19 protein-coding genes are annotated in these 20,118 nt (G+C 70.0%); 6 read left to right on the plus strand and 13 right to left on the minus strand.

Features of this window, described 5'->3' with window-relative positions; genetic code table 11:
• Positions 1-19 precede the first annotated feature (19 nt).
• On the minus strand, positions 20-886 hold the full coding sequence (locus ACFC06_RS27035) for a pentapeptide repeat-containing protein (RefSeq protein WP_375937572.1): 867 nt from the start codon (positions 884-886) through the stop codon (positions 20-22).
• A gap of 140 nt (positions 887-1,026) precedes the next feature.
• On the opposite strand from ACFC06_RS27035, the gene ACFC06_RS27040 reads away from it, so the two are divergent.
• On the plus strand, positions 1,027-2,940 hold the full coding sequence (locus ACFC06_RS27040) for a hypothetical protein (protein ID WP_375937574.1): 1,914 nt from the start codon (positions 1,027-1,029) through the stop codon (positions 2,938-2,940).
• Here ACFC06_RS27040 and ACFC06_RS27045 read toward each other — a convergent pair whose 3' ends face one another.
• From ACFC06_RS27045 to ACFC06_RS27055, 3 genes are all read right to left on the minus strand, one after another.
• A complete protein-coding gene (locus tag ACFC06_RS27045; RefSeq protein WP_375937577.1) occupies positions 2,941-4,200 on the minus strand; it encodes a hypothetical protein in 1,260 nt (419 codons plus the stop codon).
• Positions 4,115-4,552, minus strand: a complete 438-nt coding sequence (locus ACFC06_RS27050) for a hypothetical protein (RefSeq protein ID WP_375937580.1) — start codon at positions 4,550-4,552, stop codon at positions 4,115-4,117. The genes ACFC06_RS27045 and ACFC06_RS27050 overlap by 86 nt, the downstream gene beginning before the upstream one ends.
• A 76-nt stretch (positions 4,553-4,628) precedes the next feature.
• Positions 4,629-6,191 carry a bifunctional phosphatase PAP2/diacylglycerol kinase family protein gene (locus ACFC06_RS27055; RefSeq protein ID WP_375937583.1) on the minus strand — a complete coding sequence of 521 codons (1,563 nt, stop codon included), beginning with the start codon at positions 6,189-6,191 and terminating at the stop codon, positions 4,629-4,631.
• Between the two features lie 180 nt (positions 6,192-6,371).
• On the opposite strand from ACFC06_RS27055, the gene gcvT reads away from it, so the two are divergent.
• Together gcvT and ACFC06_RS27065 are read left to right on the plus strand one after the other, a co-directional pair.
• On the plus strand, positions 6,372-7,472 hold the full coding sequence (gcvT, locus tag ACFC06_RS27060; protein WP_375937586.1) for a glycine cleavage system aminomethyltransferase GcvT: 1,101 nt from the start codon (positions 6,372-6,374) through the stop codon (positions 7,470-7,472).
• A 28-nt stretch (positions 7,473-7,500) separates the two neighbouring features.
• Positions 7,501-8,598, plus strand: coding sequence for a branched-chain amino acid aminotransferase (locus ACFC06_RS27065; RefSeq protein WP_375937589.1), 1,098 nt, complete (start codon positions 7,501-7,503; stop codon positions 8,596-8,598).
• A 50-nt stretch (positions 8,599-8,648) separates the two neighbouring features.
• Here ACFC06_RS27065 and ACFC06_RS27070 read toward each other — a convergent pair whose 3' ends face one another.
• From ACFC06_RS27070 to ACFC06_RS27100, 7 genes are all read right to left on the minus strand, one after another.
• Positions 8,649-9,362, minus strand: a complete 714-nt coding sequence (locus tag ACFC06_RS27070) for an MBL fold metallo-hydrolase (RefSeq protein ID WP_375937592.1) — start codon at positions 9,360-9,362, stop codon at positions 8,649-8,651.
• Between the two features lie 133 nt (positions 9,363-9,495).
• Complete coding sequence (locus ACFC06_RS27075) at positions 9,496-10,245, minus strand: adenosylcobinamide-GDP ribazoletransferase (RefSeq protein WP_375937933.1); 750 nt, start codon at positions 10,243-10,245, stop codon at positions 9,496-9,498.
• An 82-nt stretch (positions 10,246-10,327) separates the two neighbouring features.
• Complete coding sequence (gene cobT, locus ACFC06_RS27080) at positions 10,328-11,401, minus strand: nicotinate-nucleotide--dimethylbenzimidazole phosphoribosyltransferase (protein WP_375937595.1); 1,074 nt, start codon at positions 11,399-11,401, stop codon at positions 10,328-10,330.
• 79 nt (positions 11,402-11,480) lie between these two features.
• Positions 11,481-12,002: a bifunctional adenosylcobinamide kinase/adenosylcobinamide-phosphate guanylyltransferase gene (locus ACFC06_RS27085; protein WP_375937598.1), complete on the minus strand. Its 522-nt coding sequence runs from the start codon at positions 12,000-12,002 to the stop codon at positions 11,481-11,483.
• Between the two features lie 88 nt (positions 12,003-12,090).
• Positions 12,091-12,930 (minus strand): NAD(P)H-binding protein, encoded by an 840-nt coding sequence (locus ACFC06_RS27090; protein WP_375937601.1) that lies wholly within the window; start codon positions 12,928-12,930, stop codon positions 12,091-12,093.
• Positions 12,931-13,001: 71 nt separating this feature from the next.
• On the minus strand, positions 13,002-13,922 hold the full coding sequence (locus ACFC06_RS27095; protein ID WP_375937603.1) for an alpha/beta hydrolase: 921 nt from the start codon (positions 13,920-13,922) through the stop codon (positions 13,002-13,004).
• 173 nt (positions 13,923-14,095) lie between these two features.
• Positions 14,096-15,058 (minus strand): helix-turn-helix domain-containing protein, encoded by a 963-nt coding sequence (locus ACFC06_RS27100; protein WP_375937606.1) that lies wholly within the window; start codon positions 15,056-15,058, stop codon positions 14,096-14,098.
• Positions 15,059-15,144: 86 nt separating this feature from the next.
• Between ACFC06_RS27100 and ACFC06_RS27105 the strand changes: the two genes are divergently transcribed.
• Positions 15,145-15,312: a hypothetical protein gene (locus ACFC06_RS27105; RefSeq protein WP_375937609.1), complete on the plus strand. Its 168-nt coding sequence runs from the start codon at positions 15,145-15,147 to the stop codon at positions 15,310-15,312.
• A gap of 58 nt (positions 15,313-15,370) precedes the next feature.
• On the opposite strand, the gene ACFC06_RS27110 is transcribed toward ACFC06_RS27105, so the two are convergent.
• Positions 15,371-15,973 carry a DUF3043 domain-containing protein gene (locus tag ACFC06_RS27110; RefSeq protein WP_375937936.1) on the minus strand — a complete coding sequence of 201 codons (603 nt, stop codon included), beginning with the start codon at positions 15,971-15,973 and terminating at the stop codon, positions 15,371-15,373.
• Positions 15,974-16,288: 315 nt separating this feature from the next.
• Here ACFC06_RS27110 and erpA point away from each other — a divergent pair, with 315 nt between their 5' ends.
• Entirely contained in the window at positions 16,289-16,645 is a 357-nt protein-coding gene (erpA, locus tag ACFC06_RS27115) for an iron-sulfur cluster insertion protein ErpA (protein ID WP_067496006.1), read from the plus strand.
• 371 nt (positions 16,646-17,016) lie between these two features.
• A complete protein-coding gene (locus ACFC06_RS27120) occupies positions 17,017-17,943 on the plus strand; it encodes a carbohydrate kinase family protein (protein ID WP_375937939.1) in 927 nt (308 codons plus the stop codon).
• A gap of 61 nt (positions 17,944-18,004) precedes the next feature.
• Here ACFC06_RS27120 and asnB read toward each other — a convergent pair whose 3' ends face one another.
• A complete protein-coding gene (gene asnB, locus ACFC06_RS27125) occupies positions 18,005-19,948 on the minus strand; it encodes an asparagine synthase (glutamine-hydrolyzing) (RefSeq protein ID WP_375937612.1) in 1,944 nt (647 codons plus the stop codon).
• Between the last annotated feature and the right edge of the window lie 170 nt (positions 19,949-20,118).

Raw genomic sequence — 20,118 nt, forward strand, 5'->3', positions numbered from 1 at the left:
GTGAGGTGTACCGGGCGGCTCAGGGGTTGGGGGCCGTCGGCGCCGGGAGCGCGTCGCCGGTGGGCAGTCCGAGGGCGGTGGTGGTGTCCAGGCCGTGCAGCTGGGCGCTCGTGAGATCGGTGCCGGTGAGGACCGTGCCCGTGAGGTCGGCGCCGGTGAGATCGGCACCGGACAACCGCGCGGTGTCGAGCCGGGTGCGGCGCAGGATGGCCCCGCGCAGATCGGCCTCGCGCAGATCGGCCCCAGTCAGGGTGGCCTCGGACAGGTCGGCCTCGCGCAGGTCGGCACCGCGCAGGTCGGCGGCGGACAGATCCGTCCGCGCCAGACGGGCACCGCGCAGCCGCACACCGCGCAGGTCCGCGCCGGGCAGCCGGGCACCGGTGAGATCGAGTTCGATCGGGGCACCCCGGCCGAGGAGCTGACTGCGCAGCACCGTCACCGCGTCGACGAGATCACCGGGGCCACTCGCGAATTCGCCACCGGCCGTGCGACGCTGGAGCAGCCGCGCCAGCAGCCGCAGCCCACGTTCCCGCTCCCGCGGCGCGTCCTCCATGAGCCGCTGCAAGGCGAAGACCCCGCCCGAACGGGTCACCGGATCCTCGGCGGCCAGATGCCCCACCACCGCACTGAACCGGTCGACATCCTGTTTCGCCCGATCCAGCAGGAACTTGCGTGCCGTATAGCCCAACCCGGCCAGCGCCACGAGCGTCCCGAGCAGCGTGGCGAACTGATTGCGCTGCGCCGCCGCCGCGTCCAGCCGCTCCTTGGCCGCCAGCTCGTGCAACCCCTCCGGCGCGAGCACCAGCGGCAGCCGGTAGACCGCCAGGATCAGCAGAACCACCGCCGCGGCGATACCGAGGGCGGTGAGGATCGGGCGTACTCTCATCGAACTGTCCAGACTCCTCGACACGGTGCCGGGTCGTTGTCCGCACTGTACTATGCGGAGTCGTCGATGGGGGTTGGGTGATGCAATCGGATTCCGCACTACCGGAACGGGTTCGGCCGTTCGTCAACCATGTCGTGCTGATGGACGAGCTCACGGAATACATCTTGACGAGCGGTCCCGGAAACCGTGTGGTCGTGTTGACGGGGGAGCCCGGTATCGGGAAGACCGCGGTGGGTATCGAACTCGCGCACGCGTTGCGGGCCTACTACCCCGACGGCGTGCTGTTCCTCGAACTCGGCGGCATCGATCAGGCCGATCATCCCGAGGACGTGATCGGGCTGGCCCTGCGGAGATTGCGTCATCCCGCTGCGGACATTCCGGCCGGACACGGCGATCGGCGTGCCCTGTACTGCACCCTGACCGAACGCGGAGCGAGGGTGATCTTCCTCGACGGTGCCGCCACGGAAGCTCAGGTCAGGGCCTTGTTGCCGGCGGCCGGGTCGTCGTTGGTCATCGTCACCGAAGCCCGGCCCGCGATGCCTCTCGATGCCCCCGGAACGCGGGCGTTCGTGGTCGATCAGCTGGACGATGCCGCGTCGCGGCAGCTGCTCGAAGAGCTGATCGGCAGCGGCAGGCGGCAGGCGGAGACGGCCGGGTTCGATGCGCTCATCGGGCAGTGCGGGAATGTGCCGCATGCCATCCGGATCGTCGCGAACATGGTCTCCCGGAGTGCGAACGGTCGAGCCCCGCTGCCGGTGGCCGAAACCCTGGAACGGCTCCGCGACCCGGTGCGGCGGCGGACCACGCTGCCGCTCGAGCGCGTGTACGGTGCCGCGTACGGCCTGCTGTCCGCGCAGTCCCAGCGATGCTATCGGGCCCTCGGTCTCCGTGCGCACGGCGGTCGGGTCAGCGCGGACGCCATGGCGGCGGTACTCGGTCTGTCGCCGGGTGTGGCGGCTGAACTGCTGATCGATCTGGCCGACATGTGGCTCATCTCGCGGGTGGACGCGCGCGGCTATCGGGTACGGGAACTGGTACGAAGGCACGCCGAGGAGGTGGACGACCGCACCATGTCCGAGCGCGACGCCGACGAACGGCGGCTGGTCGAATTCTACGGTGCGCGTATCGCGGCCGCTGATGCACTGATTGCGCCCGGACGTCCGTGGCGCCGGCTGCTGCTCGGCGAATTGGCGCCGGATACGACTCTGTTCGCGGGCGCCGAGGAGGCCCGCGCGTGGTTGTGGGAGGAACGCACCGCGATCCTCGCCGCCGCGGAATGGCTCGACAGCGTAGGCGACGCCCACCACCCGCAGCGGTGGGCGGTGATGCTGTGGGCGTTCCACGAGCAGGAGAAGATTCTCGGCGATCTGGAGCTCCTGCACGAGTGGGGCCTGGCGGCCGCCACACGAGCAGCGCAGCCCGACATTCTCGCCCTGCTGCATCTGCAGTACGGCTTCGGGAAGATGTGGGCAGGCGAACTCGATTCGGCGGCAGCGGAATTCGAAGCGGCGATCGCGGCAGCGGTACGGGCCGACGTGAAAGCCAGTGCGATCGAAGGACTCGGGCTGGTTCGGCTCGACCAGGGCAGAACCTATGAGGCGCTGGAACTCCTGCGGGAGAACGTGCGGGTCGCCCGGGAACTCGGTGACGACCGCCGGATTCTGATCGCCGACTTCCATCTCGCCAAGGTCGAGTCGTCCCAGACAGCCCTGGCGCTGCTCGATACCGTGGAGGCCGGGTTTCGCGCGCTGCCGTCGGACGAGGCGGACAATCTCGCCAAGATCAAGTACTGGCGCGGCCGCAAGCTCACACTCCTCGGTGATCATCAGCGGGCCGCGGCCGAGCTGGCGCGGGCGTATGCGGCGATGCGAGCGCGGCAGCGATCATTCGATCTCGGGAAGATCGCCGAAGCCTCGGGCGAGGTCGCCCATGCGCTCGGCGACTCCGCCGGTGCGCGTGACTTCCTGCTGGCGGCGGTCGGCCATTTCGAGCAGGCCGGACTCACGGCCGACGCGGCGAACGCCCAGGCGAAGATCGAGCGGTGGGGACTGTGATCACTCCTGCGCCGACACGCGGTGCGCGAGTCCGCCACAGTCGATAGCCCATTCGCCGGCGAGGTCGAGCAGGGCGGTGCCACGGACGAGATGGTGCTGGGCGGCGGAGGCGAACAGGCGGCACGCCTCATCGGACCCGTGGACGGTCAGCACGGCAGTCTCCGTGCCGAGCAGCCATTCGCCGGGTCGATGCGGTGCGGTGGCGAGACGGCAGCCGGGCAGGGCCCGCAGCGTATCGGTGATCCAGGCGCCGGTGTCCGCGCCCGGCGGGCCGATCATGATGTCGGCCAATCGCAACCAGCGGTGCACCGGTTCGCGCACCCCGACCGCCAAGTGTGCGCCACGCGGCAGACCGCGGCCCGAACGGAGCCGCTCGGCCGGATAGCGCGTCACGGTCGCGGTGCCGATCCGCGGCGAATTCACCAGTACCAGATGGGAATCGACCCTGGGGATCGGCGTGCGAGGCAGTGGTGCGGTGGGAATCTCGGGCGAACCGGTCGGCTCGGGGAGATCCATCGCCGTGTACATCGCGGTCCGCAGGATCGCCGCGCCGGCCATCGGGTACGACGTGGTCAGGTCGGTGACGCCGGCGTAGCGCGCGGCGTAATTGCCGGAGATAGCGTCGGCGACCTGGGCCGCGATATCGCCGTCCGGATCGAGACGTGGTGCGGCGGAGAGGAATGCGCTGATCGGTGACGCCGGGTCGACGGTGTGCTCGGCCGCCACCGCCAGCAGCGGCGCGATACCGAGTGCGGAAGCATAGAACGCGACAGAACCGTGGTCGCCGACGACGAGATCCGCGGCGACTATCGCCGATTTCCAGCCGTCGATATCGTCGATGATATGGGCGCCCGCCCTGGTGGCTGCCGCGAGATATTCACGGAATTGCCATTCGGAATGCTCGGCGAGAATATTCGGATGAGGCGCGACAGCAATGCTGAATTCATCCGAAGGGAGGGCCTCGGCGAGGCGGAGCGGCAAATCCGGATGCTGTCCCAGGAGGCCGGGTTCTCCCCACGTCGACGAGACGACGATCAGTTTCCGGGTGGCAGGAAGGCCGTACGCGCGGCGGTAGCTCGCACGCAGCGGGAGACCCGCGGAGAGCTGGTCGAAACAGATGTCGCCGGCGACGAGAACCCGGGAGAGCGCGGAGGGCAGTGCGGCGGCCAGGCGATCACGCTGTTCGGTGTGGGACAGGACGATCGCGGTCGGTATGACGGTGCCGTCGTGCGTCAGCCACTCGGCCGACAATCCGAACACTGCACTGTTTGTTTGTTTGTTTGTTTGTTTGTTTGTTTGTTTGTTTGTTTGTTTGTTTGTTCAAAAACTTATTGTATCCCATTCCATGGGGTACCACGAAAAGGGGAGCGTCGATTTCTTGCAGTTCACCGCCGTAGCTGGCGGACAAGGCGAGATCGAACGAGTAGCGAGTGGCTTCGTCCCAGCTTATTTCGGTGACGCCCCGGCTTTCCAGGAATTCGGACGTGCCGCGGTCAAAAGCCGAGGAGCCGGTGCGGGCGAAGACGATCCGGATACGGGGATCGGAGGCGAGGACCGGGAGCGTGTCGAACAGGCGTGTCGACGCGGTGGCGTTGTGTACCACCGCCAGCACAGCCCGCTCGTGCCGGAATGTCGCCCATCGGTCGACGCGTTCCTCGGCGAACCTGGGTCTGGCACGGGGTGACACGCTACTGCCCACCCCGCCGACGGCGGTCGGTGAGCCAGGCGAGGGGGCGGCGGTGGTGGGGGCGGGCGCGGTTCTCCCAGCGGGGGTTGTCCTCGTTGCGGCGGTAGACGGGGACGCGGCCGGCGATGGTGAAGCGCAGGGTGGAGGAGGTGCCGACGACTTCGCCGTCGGCGGCGACGGCCTGCGGGGAATGGGTGGCGACGGTGAGTTCGTGCATCTGGCGTTCGCCGTAGACGCGGCTGTGGCCGATGGCGGCCAGCATCAGGGAGATGACCGCGCGGGTCCGGGAGAAGCGCACGTCGGCGCGCAGCCAGCGCACGTCGAGCAGCCCTTCGTCCAGGCGCGAGCGGAAGGCGGGGACGGCGCCGTGCGGGTGGTAGGGGCCGTTGCCGATGAACAGGAACCACAGGTCGTGCCAGCGGTCGTCGATGCGGATCCGGATCGGTTCGGACCGGTGCAGGGTGGTGATCAGGGCCGCGGCGAAGGCAGGCCACTTGCCCCAGCGGTCCTCCCACTTCTCGCGCAGGCGCACCAGTTCGGGGTAGGCGCCGATGCTGGCGGTGTTGATCAGGTGGTGGGTGCGGGTGCCCTCGGGGGTCTCGAATTCGACGGCGGCGATGTCGACTTCGACCGCCTCGCCGGTGCCGGTGGCGTCGACCACCTCGCGCAGGTCGTAGACGCCCAGGTCGCGGGCGAAGTGGTTGAGGGTGCCCGCGGGGACGACCACCAGAGGCAGCTTGTTGCGCACGGCGACGGCCGCGGCGGCGGCGATGGTGCCGTCACCGCCCGCCGCGCCGACGGCGACGATCGACGGGTCGACGGCCTCCTGGAGCTGCTCGGCGGCGTCGCGGCCCGGCTCGGTCTGCAGGAGGGTGGCGCGCGGCAGGGCGGCGGCGATGTCGGCGGTGGGGTCGTAGGCGGAATCGCCCGAGCGGGGGTTGATCAGCAGCAGCAGGCCCGCGCCGTCGGCCAGTACCGGTGCGTCGTGGACGACGTGCGCGTCGGCCTCGTCGGATTCGCGGATCGGCCACCAGCGACGGGTGGTCAGCGCGACGCCGGTGCCGACGGCGGCCCCCACCAGCACATCGGAGGGCCAGTGCGCGCCGGTGTGGATGCGCGAGTAGGCGACGGCGGCGGCCACCGGCGCGACGGCCAGCGCGGTGCGCGGGCTCTCCAGCGCGACGGCCGTGGCGAAGGCGGCGGCATTGGCGCTGTGCCCGGACGGGAACGACGAGGACGCGGGCGCTTCGATCAGGCGCCGGCCCAGCGGCATGAGTTCGGCGGGCGGGCGCCGGCGCGGGATCAGTGTCTTGAGCACCAGATTCACCAGGAAACTCGACCCGGCCAGCGCGATCACCCCGCGCAGCGCGGCGCGCCGCGGCGGGCCGGGTTCGAGCGCGAGCACCGCGGCGGTGGCCAGCCACAGCCCGCCGGTGTTGGCCGACCTGGTCAGCCGCAGCATCCCCGTGTCGACGCGCGACGCCGGAATCCGCGACACCGCCCGGCTCGTCGCGGCGTCGATCCGGGCGACATTCTGGAACCTGCGGCCGGGCAACTCACTCACGGCACCGACCCTACCGCGTCTCCCATCGGTGGCGGCGCGGCCTGTCGCATCGTGACGACACCGAATCACGCTGGGACAGGCAGTATCTGCCCGCCGAGCACGCCCGCGCGGGGCGAAGCGGCCGGGCGGGCGTGCGTACCTCGGACCCGATCCGCGCCGTGTCGGCGATAAGCTCGGGCGATGACCGACTCCCACCTGTTGCAGGGCCCGATCCACGATGTCCACGTCGAACTCGGCGCCACCTTCGCGCCGTTCGGGGGGTGGGCGATGCCGGTCTCCTACGCGGGGACCGTGGGCGAGCACACCGCGACCAGGACCACGGTCGGGCTGTTCGACGTGAGCCACCTGGGCAAGGCGACCGTGCGCGGGGCGGGCGCGGCGGAGTTCGTGAACTCGGCGCTGACCAACGACCTGGGCCGCATCCGGCCGGGCAAGGCCCAGTACACGCTGTGCTGCACCCCCGAGGGCGGGGTGATCGACGACCTGATCGCCTACTACGTCGCCGACGACGAGATCTTCCTGGTGCCCAACGCGGCCAACACCGCCGCGGTCGTCGCGGAACTGCGGAAGGTGGCCCCGGAGGGGATCACCGTCACCGACGAGCACCGCGACTACGCGGTCTTCGCCGTGCAGGGACCCGAGTCGACCGAGGTGCTCGCCGCGCTCGGCCTGCCCACCGACATGGAGTACATGGCCTACGCCGACGCCGAATGGCAGGGCCGCCCGGTGCGGGTGTGCCGCACCGGCTACACCGGCGAGCACGGCTACGAGCTGCTGCCGACGTGGGACGACGCCGAAGCGGTGTTCCGCGCGCTGGCCGCGCAGGTCGAGGCGGCCGGTGGCCAGCCCGCCGGGCTCGGCGCCCGCGACACCCTGCGCACCGAGATGGGCTATCCGCTGCACGGCCACGAGCTCTCCGTCGACATCACCCCCAACCAGGCCCGCACCGGCTGGGCCGTCGGCTGGAAGAAGCCGGCGTTCTGGGGCAAGGCCGCGCTCGAACAGGAGAAGGCCGACGGACCGCGCCGCCTGCTGATGGGCCTCGAGGCCATCGACCGCGGCGTGCTGCGGCAGGGCCAGACCGTGCTGCGCGACGGCGCGCCGGTCGGGGAGACCACCTCGGGCACCTTCTCGCCCACGCTCAAGGTCGGCATCGCGCTGGCGCTGCTCGACACCGAGGCGAAGCTGGAACCGGGCGACGAGGTCGAGGTCGACGTGCGTGGGCGCAAGCTGCGCGCGAAGGTGGTCAAGCCGCCGTTCGTCGACACCAACACCAAGTGACCGCACCCGCCGGATATAGGATCGCATCATGACAGTCGCTGCACAGTTCACTCGTATTCCGCACCCCGCGCCCCTGGCGGCGCAGCAGCGGGAAGAGGTACTGGCGGCCCCCGGATTCGGGCGCTTCTTCACCGATCACATGGTCTCCATCGACTACGCCGACGGCGCGTGGGGCAACGCGCGCGTCGAACCGTACGGCCCGTTGTCGATGGACCCGGCCACCATGGTCTTCCACTACGGCCAGGCCATCTTCGAGGGTCTCAAGGCCTACCGGCAGGCCGACGGCAGCATCGCCACCTTCCGCATCGACGCCAACGCGGCGCGGTTCCGCCGCTCGGCGGCGCGCATGGCGATGGCCGAACTGCCCGAGGAACTGTTCATCGAATCGGTGCGTCAGCTGCTCGACGTGGACGCCGACTGGGTGCCCGCGGCCGGTGGCGAGGAATCGCTGTACCTGCGTCCGTTCATGTTCTCCACCGAGGCGGGGCTGGGTGTGAAGCCCGCCGCCGCCTACAAGTACCTGCTGCTGGCCTCGCCGGCGGGCGCGTACTTCCCGCGCGGGGTGAAGCCGGTGCGGGTGTGGCTGTCCACCGAGTACGTGCGCGCGGCACCCGGCGGCACCGGCGAGGCGAAGGTGGCGGGCAACTACGCGGCCTCGCTGCTCGCGCAGGCCCAGGCCACCGAGAAGGGCTGCGACCAGGTGGTCTGGCTCGACGCGTGTGAGCGCAGCTACGTCGAGGAGATGGGCACCAACAACCTGTTCTTCGTCTACGGCACCGGCTCCGAGGCCCGCCTGGTGACCCCGGAACTGTCCGGTTCGCTGCTGCCCGGCATCACCCGCGACTCGCTGCTGACGCTGGCCGCCGACTCCGGCTACCCGGTCGAGGAGCGCAAGGTCTCGGTGGAGGAATGGCGCAAGGGCGCCGAGTCCGGCGAGATCAGCGAGGTCTTCGCCTGCGGTACGGCCGCGGTGATCACCCCGGTCGGCTGGGTGCGCTCGACCGAGGGCGAGTTCAGCATCGGCGGCGGTGAGCCGGGCGAGGTGACGATGGCGCTGCGCGACACCCTCACCGGCATCCAGCGCGGCACTTTCGCCGACAACCACGGCTGGATGCGCACGGTGTAGGAATTCCACCCGAGTGGGTTCCCTTTCACAGGGAACCCACTCGTGGCGTTTCAGCCCGGCATCAGGGCCTGCCATTGTTGGAGGGTTTGTGGGCGCAGGACGTAGTTGCTGTCCTTGATGGAACCCAGTGCGGCGCTGGGGGCTTCGGAGTACCAGTGGCCGGGGTAGACGGTGGGGTTGCCGTCGAGGGCGGCCAGGCGGCGCAGGCTGCGGAACATCTCGTCGGAGTCGCCGCCGGGGAAGTCGGTGCGGCCGCAGCCGTCGACGAACAGGGTGTCGCCGGAGATGAGGCGGTTGTCGAACAGGAAGCACTGGCTGCCGGGGGTGTGGCCGGGGGTGTGCAGTAACTCGATGTCGAAGGCGCCGACGGTGACCTTGTCCCCGTTGTCGTGACCGGTCAGCTCGCTGGGGGCGATGCCGGTGGTCTGGGCGACCCAGTCCAGCTCCTGCTTGTTCACGTGCACCGCGACGCTGGTCTTCTCGAGCAGTTCGGCCACCCCGCCGAGGGTGAAGCCGAGCATGGTGCCGCCGACGTGGTCGGGGTGGTGGTGGGTGGCCAGCACGCCGCTGACCCGCATGCCGTCGGCCTCGGCGACCTCGACCAGGTCCGAGGCCTTGTACGCCGGATCGACCAGCAGGGTCTCACCCGTCTCCCGATCGCCGATCAGATACGCGAAATTGCGCATCTGGGTGGCGATCGGATCGCCGACGGCGTAATCCCGGCCGGACAACAGCTGGCGGAAGTAGAGGCGCTCGGAAGACATGGCGTCCACTGTATTGCCACCGGTGTGCTGGGGAGGCAACCGAGTACCGATGAGCGGACGGTCTGTGCGACGGCACAAGTGCCGGATGCCGGCCTTGTGACCACTCGGAGTTTGCCGGGACCCGGCGGCGCGTCTAGACCGTCAGCGAAAAGCCAACGGCGGCAAGCGAAACCGTGATCTCCACGACCGCGCCGAGGATGTCGCCGGACAACCCTTCGAAGCGGCGCGCGCAGTGCCGCACGATCAGCCAGGTCGCCGCGAGGGCGATCGCGGTGACGAGCGGGCCGAGCCAGAGGGTCGCGGGCACCGCCACGCAGGCCCCGGCGAGCGCGGCGACCGAGCAGCCCCCCACCACCACGGGCCGCTGGGTGCCCGCCACCAGCGCCCCGAAACCGGCCTCGGGTGCGGCGGGAATGCCGGTGCGGCAGGCCACGACCACGGCCACCCGGCCCACCGCGACGGCGAGCGCGATCGCCCACCATCGCTGCTGCCCGGCCAGCGCCGCGAACGCCACCGCCTGGATACCGATCGCGAAGATCAGCGCCGCCACCCCGAACGGCCCGGCGCCCCCGGACTTCATGATCTGCCGGGCCCGTTCCGGCGGACCGTAGCTGCCGAGTCCGTCGACGGTGTCGGCCAGGCCGTCCAGGTGCATGCCCCGGGTGAGCAGGGCCAGCAGGCCGACGGTGAGCAGGCCCGCGAGCAGGGGGTCGAGTCCGGCCCGGCCGAGCACCCACATCGCGCCCGTCGCGATCGCGCCGAGAATCAGGCCGACGACCGGGGCGAGGGTGATCGCGTGCCCCGCGCCGCGGCGATCGACGGTCGCGGGCCCGGCGATCGGCGCGACCGTGAGCCAGGAGACGGCCAACCGCACGGCGTTCACGGTGACACCGGCGGGCGCTGCCACCACGACGTCCGCCCGCGCGTGCGTCCCGGGCGGCTCGTGATCGATGCGCGAGGTGCGCTCACTTGGTCAGGTCGAGCGCGGCCGGTTCGTCCTCGGCGGTGCTCACGCCCGCGTCGGCGAAGGTCGACATCTCGGCGAGCGCGGCGACCGCGGCGCGCACGATCGGCAGGGCGGTCAGGGCGCCGGAACCCTCGCCCAGGCGCATGGACAGGTCGATGAGCGGGTCCAGGCGCAGGTGCTTCAGGGCCAGGTCGTGGGCCGGTTCGGTGGAGCGGTGCGCGGCCAGCCACCAGTCCTTGGCGCCCGCGGCGAGATCCTCGGCGACCAGGGCGGCGGCGGTCACCACCACGCCGTCGAGCAGGACGGGGGTGCGCCGGACGGCGGCCTGGGCGAGGAATCCGGCCATGGCGGCGAAATCGGCGCCCGCGGCGACGCGCAGCAGGTCGACCGGGTCCTTGGCGATCGGGCGGGCCCGGCGCATGCCGTCGCGGATGGCGGCGACCTTGCGGATCCAGCCCGCGTCGTCCACGCCGGTGCCGCGGCCGACGGCGGCCACCGGTTCGGTGCCGGTGAGGGTGGCCACGAGCACGGTGGCGGGGGTGGTGTTGCCGATGCCCATGTCCCCGGCGACGAGCAGGTCGGCGCCCGCGTCGATCTCCTCGTCGGCGATGGCGCGACCGGCGGCCAGCGCGGCGGCGACCTCGTCCTCGGTCAGCGCGTCCTCGCGGTCGATGGCACCGCTGCCGCGGCGGACCTTGTGCGCCGACACCGTGGGATCGGTGTCGCCGTCCACGGCGATGTCGACCACCCGCACGGTCGCGCCCGCCACGGCGGCCAGCGCGTTCACCGCCGCGCCACCGGCCAGGAAATTGGCCACCATCTGCGCGGTGACCTCACTCGGGTAGGCGGACACGCCGTGCTTCGCGACGCCGTGGTCACCGGCGAAGACCACCACGCGGGCCCGCTCGAACTGCCGGGGCGGGCACACGCCCTGGCAGGCGGCGACCCAGTTGCCGATCTCCTCGAGCCGTCCCAGCGATCCGGCCGGCTTGGTCAGCTGCCGCTGGCGCTGCTCGGCCGCCGCGCGCACCCGCGCGTCCGGGGCCGCGACCGGGTCGAATCCGTGAGTCACTAGCAAGCCTTTCGACAGTGGTGCCGGGTGTCGGACTCATCTTGCCCGGATCGGGTGCCGCCGCGCCGACCGGCCCGGATCATTTCAGCCGGACCGGCAGCCCGGCCACGATGAGGAACGCCTCGTCGCACACCGCCGCGAGCCGCTGATTGAGGGTGCCGATCTCGTCACGGAACAACCGGCCCGAGCGGGTCGCCGGGATGACACCCAGGCCCACCTCGGGCGAGACGATCACCAGCCGTCCCCGGTACTCGGCCACCGCGTCGACCAGCGTGTCGCAGTCGGGGGACACGGTGCCGCGCGGTGACTCCCATGCCGCCCTGGCGTCGAGCCGCGCGGTGAGCCAGGTGCCGATGTCGTCGAGCAGGACGGCCGGTCCCGGCTCGGCGAGAACCGTTGCGGGCTCGGTGTTCTCGACGGTCGACCAGTGCGCCGGTCGCCGTCGCCGATGACCCGCGACCCGCTCGGCGAAGTCGTCGTCGGCCGGATCGAGCACCGCCGTGGCCAGATACCGCACCGCGGGCTCGTCGCTCAGCAGATTCTCGGCGAAGGCCGATTTCCCGGACCGGGCGCCGCCGAGGACAAGGGTGCGGACAGACATCCGAGCACCGTAGCAACCGACGGCCGCCCGACCCGCGTCCGGCAGCGGCGAAACCGACGCCGCCGACGCGCCGATCCTGGACCGCGGGTCAGCGGAACACGGCGGCGTGGCGTCGCGCCCAGGTGGCGAAAGGGCTGGGCGCGCGACCCAGCAGGTCCTCGACATCGGGGCTGATGCGCGACTCCTCCTCGGTCGGGTCACCGAGAATGGCCAGGGTCGTCTCGACCGCGTCCGGCGGCATGAACGCGAGCATCTGTGCCCGCGCCTGATCCGGGGTCTGCTCGACGAAACGCACCGGCTCGCCGAGGAGCTCGCCCAGCGTGCGCGCCCGTTCCCTCGGGGTTTCCGGGGTGGGCCCGGTCAAGACGTAGATCCGGCCCGCGTGCCCGTCCTCGCGCAGCGCGACCGCGGCCACCGCCGCGATGTCCGCCGGATCGACGAAGGGCACGCCGGTGTCACCGAAGGGCGCGCTGACGGTCCGCTCGGCCCGGACCTGCTCGGCCCAGGCCATGGCATTCGACTGGAAACCGCTGGGCCGCAGGAAAGTCCAGGTCAACCCGCTTCGCCGCACCGCGTCCTCGATCGTTTTCCCGAATTCCCCGTGTGACGCGCTGTCGGGTCGGGTGCTCACTCCCTGGGACGACAGCAAGACGACATGGCGTACCCCCGCGGTTTCCGCCGCCGCGAGAATCGCGGGGACGTCGGCGGCGAAGGAACCGGGGGAGAAGAGCAGGAACAGCTTCTCCGCCCCGTGGAACGCCTCCGCCACGCTGTCGAGGTCCGTCAGATCCGCGGCCACGTGCCGCACGCCGTCCGGGAGTTCGTCCGGAATCCGGCGCGACACCGCCGTCACCTTCTCGCCCGCCTCGGCGAGGATCCGCACCAGCGGTTGTCCGACATTCCCGGTCGCTCCGGTCACCACGATCACGTTCGCTCCTTAGTTAGTTAACTGACTAACTCAGAAGATAGCCGCTTCCACCTCGGCTGTCCATGCGTGTCCTACCCGGCGGAGAGCGCGTCCAGGATCAGCGGGCGGGCGGTGGCGAGGGCCTGCTGCCAGTAGGGCCAGGTGTGGGTGCCGTTGAGGATGTCGACGCGGGCGGAGACACCCAGCTCGGTGACGCGGTCGCGGAAGATGCCCGCGGCGACCGCGGCCATGGACTCGAGCGCCATCGCGTTGACCGTGTTGCCGAAACCGTTGGCCAGGTCGGGGGAGCCGGGCATGCCGTTGCCGGTGGTGACGTAGATCGGCAGGCCCCGCAGCAGTTCGGCCTGCACGGTGGCGTCGTTGCGCGCCCACGCGGGATCGCCGGGCGGGCCCCACATGTCGTCGACGGCGAAATTGCCCTCGTCGATCATGGCCGCGCGCATGGCCTGGTTCCACATCGGATAGGTCGGATTGACGAATCCGGAGAACGAACCGGCGAAACGGAACTGGTCGCGGTGATGGGCCGCCAGCACGAGGGCCGCGTTACCGCCCATCGAGGCGCCCACGATCGCGTTGTTCGTGCGCGAAACTCCGTACCCCGCGAGGAAATCGGGGAGTTCGCGGGTGAGGAACGTTTCCCATTTGTAGGTGACGGCCTGGTTGTTGGTGCCGCTCGGGCGGTACCAGTCGGTGTAGAAACTGGAATGGCCGCCGACGGGGAACACCAATGTCACGTCGTCACCGGCGAATCGGCGCAGCGCGTCGGTGTCGGTGGTCCACTGGTTGTGATCGGCGGGCGCGCGCAGGCCGTCGAGCAGGTAGAGCGCCGAACTGCCGCCCCTGGCCGCCCACTGCACCTGCACCGTGATCGGGCCCATCGAGGACGGGACGGTCAGCTGCTCCAGACCGCCCGCGGGCGTGCGCGATCCGGGCGGGGCGGCCACCGCGGCGGCCACGCCGAGCACCGAGGTGACGATCGCGGCCGCGGCCACGCTCAGGACTTTGATCGACCAACGAGAATTACCCGGCCCAGCGCAGAACACCCGATCAGCTGATCAGTGCCCGATGATCCCGTCAAGCGAAATCGCTCGTGATACAACCGTGATAGGTGCCCGATTGTGTTGACTCACAGGGCTTTCGCGACAACATGACGATCGCGTGACACTCACCGCCGCGCACCGAAACGGCGCCGGTATTCGGTGGGCGCGATGCCGACCTGCCGCTGGAAATGGTGGCGCAGCAGCGCGCCGGAGCCGAAGCCGCAGCGCTCGGCCACCCGGTCCAGTGGCAGATCGGTGGCCTCGAGCAGTCCCTTGGCGAACAGCACGCGCTGCGTGGTGAGCCACTTGACGGGGGTGGTGCCGGTCTCGGCGGCGAAGCGACGGGCGAAGGTGCGGGTGGACATGCCCGCGCGGGCGGCCAGATCGTCGACGGTGTGCAGTTCGGCCAGGTTCTCGGTGAGCCAGCTCAGCGTGCCCGCCAGGCCCGCGGTGGTGCAGGTGGGCACCGGCTGCTCGATGAACTGGCGCTGGCCGCCGTCGCGCTGGGGCGGGACCACCATGCGGCGGGCGATGCCGTTGGCGGCCGCCGAGCCGATCTCGCGGCGGACCAGGTGCAGGCAGGCGTCGATGCCGGCGGCGGTGCCCGCGCTGGTGATCAGGTTCCCCTCGTCGACGAACAGCACGTCGGGGTCCACCGTCGCCTCCGGGAACTGGGCGGCCAGCCGGTCGACATAGCGCCAGTGGGTGGTGCACTTGCGGCCGTCGAGCAGGCCCGCCGCACCGGCCAGGAAGGCACCCGAACACACGGTGAGCACGGTGGCGCCCGCGGCCGAGGCGTCGCGGACGGCCCCGACGACGCGCGGGTCGTAGGCGTGCTCGACATCGATCGGGAAGGCGGGGACGGCGACCAGGTCGGCGTGGGCGAGTTCGTCCAGGCCGTAGTCCGGGGTCACCGTGACGCCGGGGGTGGTGGAACGCAGGGGCTTGCCGGGCTCGACGCCGCACACGCGGAAATCGAAGCCGGGCAGGCCGTCACCGGCGCGGTCGAGCCCGAAAACCTCACAGACCACGCCGAATTCGAACATGGCGAGCCGGTCGTTGAGGACCACGGCGACCTTCGACAGCATGTGTCCATGCTATCTGGCCGAATCTTTGCGCACAATGACAGGACAGCCACTTTCGGCGGAAAACCGACGAGCGCAAACTTTCTGCCATGGTTACTTTTCTGATCGTCCTCGCCGTCATCATCGGATTCGCCGTGCTGATCGGGCGCGGCACCGCCGGATCGACCGGCATCGTCGACCGCGACACCCAGCGGATCACCGCCGAACTCACCGCCATCGCCGGCTACGCGAGCAATATCCCGCGCGGGCACAGCTGAGACGACGAATGCCGCCCCACCGGTGCGGTGGAACGGCATTCGAGCAGTTCGGAGAGGGTCAGACGGCGTCGCCGGGGCCCACCTGCGGCTTGGGGGCGCGCATCTTGCGGATCTGCGAGGCGCGCACGAAGGCGTACCAGCCCAGCTTGAAACCGGTGTCGGTGGTGTCGGGGAACCGCTCGATCACCCGGTTGTTCACGATCTTGCCGAGCACGAAACCCTCGATGATCATGAACACCATCATCACCAGCATCGCCAGGGTGACGATGGTCTGCAGGCCGGGAGCGACGAACATCGACATGATCAGCACCAGCGCCATCGGCATGAACAGGCCGACCAGATTGCGCCGGGCATCGACGATATTGCGCACATAGGCGCGCACCGGGCCCTGATCGCGCGGCAGCAGGTACTTGTCCTCACCGGCCAGCATGCGGGCGCGACGCTCCTGCACGGCGGCGCGGCGATCCGCGGCGGCGGCCTTGCGGTCTTCCTTGTTGCCCTTGGCGGCCTTGCGGCGGGCGCGCGCTTCCTTGGCGGTCATCGGGGCGGGCGCCACCGGGCCGCGTCGCTTGCCCTCCGCGTCACGCCGTTTCGGCGTCGGACGGCCCTTACCGGGAGTGGTCGACGAGGAAGCGGCGGCGGCCTGATCTGCGTCCGGCACCGAGGGGTCGACGGACTCGTCGATGGTGCTGGACTCGTCACGACGGAACAATTTCACGTTCACCAGGCTATTCGATGGGGCCCGTGCGGGGGTAATGCGGTCCTGCACGCGGTGCGCCCGGTCTCATCGGGCCCCGCCGCGTGACCCGGATCACCCGGCGAGCAGGGGTAGTGTGGGGCGAAGCACCCAGGGCGTGTCCACCGATCGACGTGCGGGTGGCAAAATAGGAATAACAGCGAGCGCTGCGACGTTGATGCGTGTCGTGCGCTGTGCACCTGAGGTCCGTTGACGGGCTGAGTCGAATTAGGAGTGTCCATGACTGTGCAGAACGAGACCGCCACCGAGACCCACGGTGCGACGCTGACCGACGCTGCCGCCGCCAAGGCGAAGGCGCTGCTCGACCAGGAAGGTCGCGACGACCTCGCCCTGCGCATCGCCGTCCAGCCGGGTGGCTGTGCCGGCCTGCGCTACCAGCTCTTCTTCGACGACCGAGTCCTCGACGGGGACATCGTGGTCGAGTTCTCCGGCGTCAAGCTCGCGGTCGACCGCATGAGCGCCCCCTACATCCAGGGCGCGTCGATCGACTTCGTCGACACCATCGAGAAGCAGGGCTTCACCATCGACAACCCCAACGCCACGGGTTCCTGCGCCTGCGGCGATAGCTTCAACTAGCGGCTGGCGCCGCGGGTTTTCGGCAGTTTTGATCGGCGGCTGGCGCCGCGGGTTTTCGGCCTCGTAACCCCACAACCGAGGGGCGATACTCCGGCTTCGCCGTGACGTATCGCCCCTCGGTTGTGGGGCGGCCGAAAACGTGGTGGTCGGGCTGGGAGTCCGTAGGTGGGTGCGTGAGGCGGGGGAGGTCCACTCGTGAAGGCGGGTGGACCGTCGTGGTTGCGCGGAGGTGAACCGCGGGGGGTGTGGCGCTTGCTACCGTTGAAGTCCGGGATCGGTGATTCCGGACTTTTCTGTTTTTCCGCCTAGCGTCGAAGGGGCCCTGCCTCGTGTCTGTTGCTGTGTCCGCGTCCATCGCCACCGACCACCTCATGCGATTCCCCGGCAAGTTCGCCGATGTGCTGCTTGCCGATCAACTCGATCATGTGTCCCTGAGCTTCCTCGTCGACGATCTGCAGATCCGTCGTGGCGGGGTGGCGGGCAACATCGCCTACGCGATGGGCCTGCTGGGGCAGCGGCCGCTGCTCGTCGGCGCGGTGGGGGCCGACTTCGCCGAATACCGGAAGTGGTTGGAGGACAACGGCGTCGACTGCTCGGCGGTGCACATCTCCGGCACCGCGCACACCGCGCGGTTCGTCTGCACCACCGACGAGGCGATGGCGCAGATCGCGTCGTTCTACCCCGGGGCGATGAGCGAGGCGCGCGATATCGACATCGCCGCGATCGCCGCAGCGCACGAGGTGGACCTGGTGCTGGTCGGCGCCAACGATCCCGAGGCGATGGTGGCGCACACCCGCCAGGCCAAGGCGCAGGGCATCGCCTACGCGGCCGATCCCTCCCAGCAGCTGGCCCGCCTGGACGGCGAGCAGGCCGCCGAACTGGTCGACGGGGCCGCCTACCTGTTCACCAACAAGTACGAGTGGGGCCTGCTGCTGCAGAAGACCGGCCTGAGCGAGGCCGAGATCGCCGCCAAGGTGGGCATCCGGGTGACCACACTGGGCGCCGAGGGCGTGCTGGTGGTCGACGCCGACGGCACCGAGGTGCGCGTCGGCGTGGTGCCCGAGGTGGCCAAGGTCGACCCGACCGGCGTCGGCGACGGCTTCCGCGCGGGCTTCCTCACCGCCCACCGCGCCGGCCTGAGCCTGGAACGCGCCGCCCAGCTCGGCTCCCTGATCGCCGTACTGGTCCTGGAGACCACCGGCACCCAGGAATGGACCCTGAACAAGGACGAAGCCGTCGAACGCCTCACCAAGGCCTACGGCACCGACGCCGCCGACGAACTCTCCGCCCTGCTCTGACGGCGGGAAAGCGAACGCCCCCTGGATCTTTCGATCGAGGGGGCGTTCGTCGTCTGTGGGTCTACAGGGAGACCGGGTAGGTGGGTTCCTGGATTTCGGGCTTGATGCGGTTCTCGACGAAGATGCCGTGCCAGATCATGAAGACCAGCAGGGTCCAGAGGCGGCGGCTGTGGTCGGACACGCCTGCCTTGTGGTCGCGCAGCATCTGGTGGACGGCGGCCTTGTCGATGAGGTGGTCGGTCTGGGAGTCGGCGATCTGGGACTCGGCCCAGTCGTAGAGTTCGGTGCCGCGCAGCCAGTGGCGCAGGGGGACCGGGAAGCCGAGCTTGGCGCGGTTGAGGACGTGGTCGGGGACGATGCCGTCCAGGGCCTGGCGCAGGGCGTACTTCGAGGTCTCCTTGGTGATCTTCTGGTCGTAGGGCAGGCCCTGGGCCACGCGCATGACCTCGTTGTCCAGGAACGGCACACGCAGTTCCAGGGAGTTGGCCATGGTCATCTTGTCGGCCTTGACCAGGATGTCGCCGCGCAGCCAGGTGAACAGGTCCAGGTGCTGCATGCGCGCGACCGGGTCCCAGCCGGCGGACTGGGCGTAGATCGGGGCGGTGACGTCCTGGTGGGTCCACTCGGGGCGGAACTCGCGCAGCACCGCGCGCAGCTGGGCGTCGTTGAAGCTGCGGGCGTTGCCGTAGTAGCGGTCCTCGAGGGTGAGCGAGCCGCGCTGCAGCAGCGACTTACCGCGCTTGCCGTCGGGAATGCGGTCGCCGAGCTTGCCGACGAGCTTGCGCAGCCCGGCGGGCAGGTACTCGAAGGGCGCGAGCGACAACGGTTCCCGGTAGATGGTGTAGCCGCCGAACAACTCGTCGGCGCCCTCGCCGGAGAGCACCACCTTGACGTGCTTGCGGGCCTCCTTGGCCACGAAGTACAGCGGCACCAGTGCCGGGTCGGCGACCGGGTCGTCGAGGTACCAGACGATCTCGGGGATGGCGGCGGCGAACTCGGCGGGCGAGACCACCTTGACGATGTGGCGCGCGCCGATCAGCTCGGCGGACTCGGCGGCCACGTCGACCTCGGAGTAGCCCTCGCGCTCGAAACCGGTGGTGAAGGTGATGAGCTTCGGGTTGTGCCGCATGGCCAGGGCGGCGATGGCGGTGGAGTCGATACCGCCGGACAGGAACGAGCCGACGGTGACATCGGCGCGCATGTGCTTGGCGACGGAGTCCTCGAGCGCGGCGGCGATCTCGGCGTAGCGGGCCTGCGCGGCGCCCTCGGCGAACGGGCGCACCCGGAAGTCGGGCCGGAAGTAGCGGGTGGCCTGGGGCGCCTGGCCGACCCGCACAGTGGCGTAGGTGCCGGATTCGAGGCGGCGGATGTTCGCGTGCAGCGACTCGGGCTCGGGCACGTACTGCAGCACCGTGTAGTGCTCGAGGGCGCGCGGGTCGAGGTCGTCGGAGACACCCAGCGGGCTCAGCAGCTCCAGCACGCTCTTCTTCTCGCTGGCGAAGGCGGTGCCGCCGGGGCCGGTGGCGTAGAACAGCGGCTTGATGCCGAACGGGTCGCGCGCCAGGAACAGTTCCTGCTTCTCGGTGTCCCAGATCGCGAAGGCGAACATGCCGCGCAGTTTGCGCACGGCCTCGGGGCCCCAGAAGTGGAAGGCGGCCACGATGGACTCGCCGTCGCCGTCGGTGGCGAAGATCTTGCCCTCGGGGAATTCGGCGCCGTGCTCGGCGGCCAGCTGCTCGCGCAGTTCCAGGTAGTTGTAGATCTCGCCGTTGAAGGTCATGGCGTAGCGCTGCGGGTTGTCCGCGGGGCCCCAGCGCAGCGGCTGGTGCGAGTGCTCGATATCGATGATCGACAGGCGGTTGAAGCCGAAGATCATGTGCTCGTCGTGCCAGGTGCCCTTCTCGTCGGGCCCACGGTGCCGCTGGCAGTGCAGGGCGTCGTACACCTGATCGACCACCTCGGTCGTCGCCGTCTCAGCTGTCAGGAATCCGAGCAGTCCGCACACGGTGTCGGCAAGCCTTTCTCTGGATGTGCGAGCGCAACGGCGCCCGAACGTCTGGCAGGGTCGGAGCCGGGACCGCCCGGCGCGTTGCATTGCGTGTACGCAATACCGTTGCGTGAATGCAATCCCGTCGCGTCAACAGTACTGGCGGGTGCGGCCGAGGGCATCACTCG

It is taken from the genome of Nocardia sp. NPDC056064 (genome assembly GCF_042266925.1).
GTDB lineage: Bacteria > Actinomycetota > Actinomycetes > Mycobacteriales > Mycobacteriaceae > Nocardia.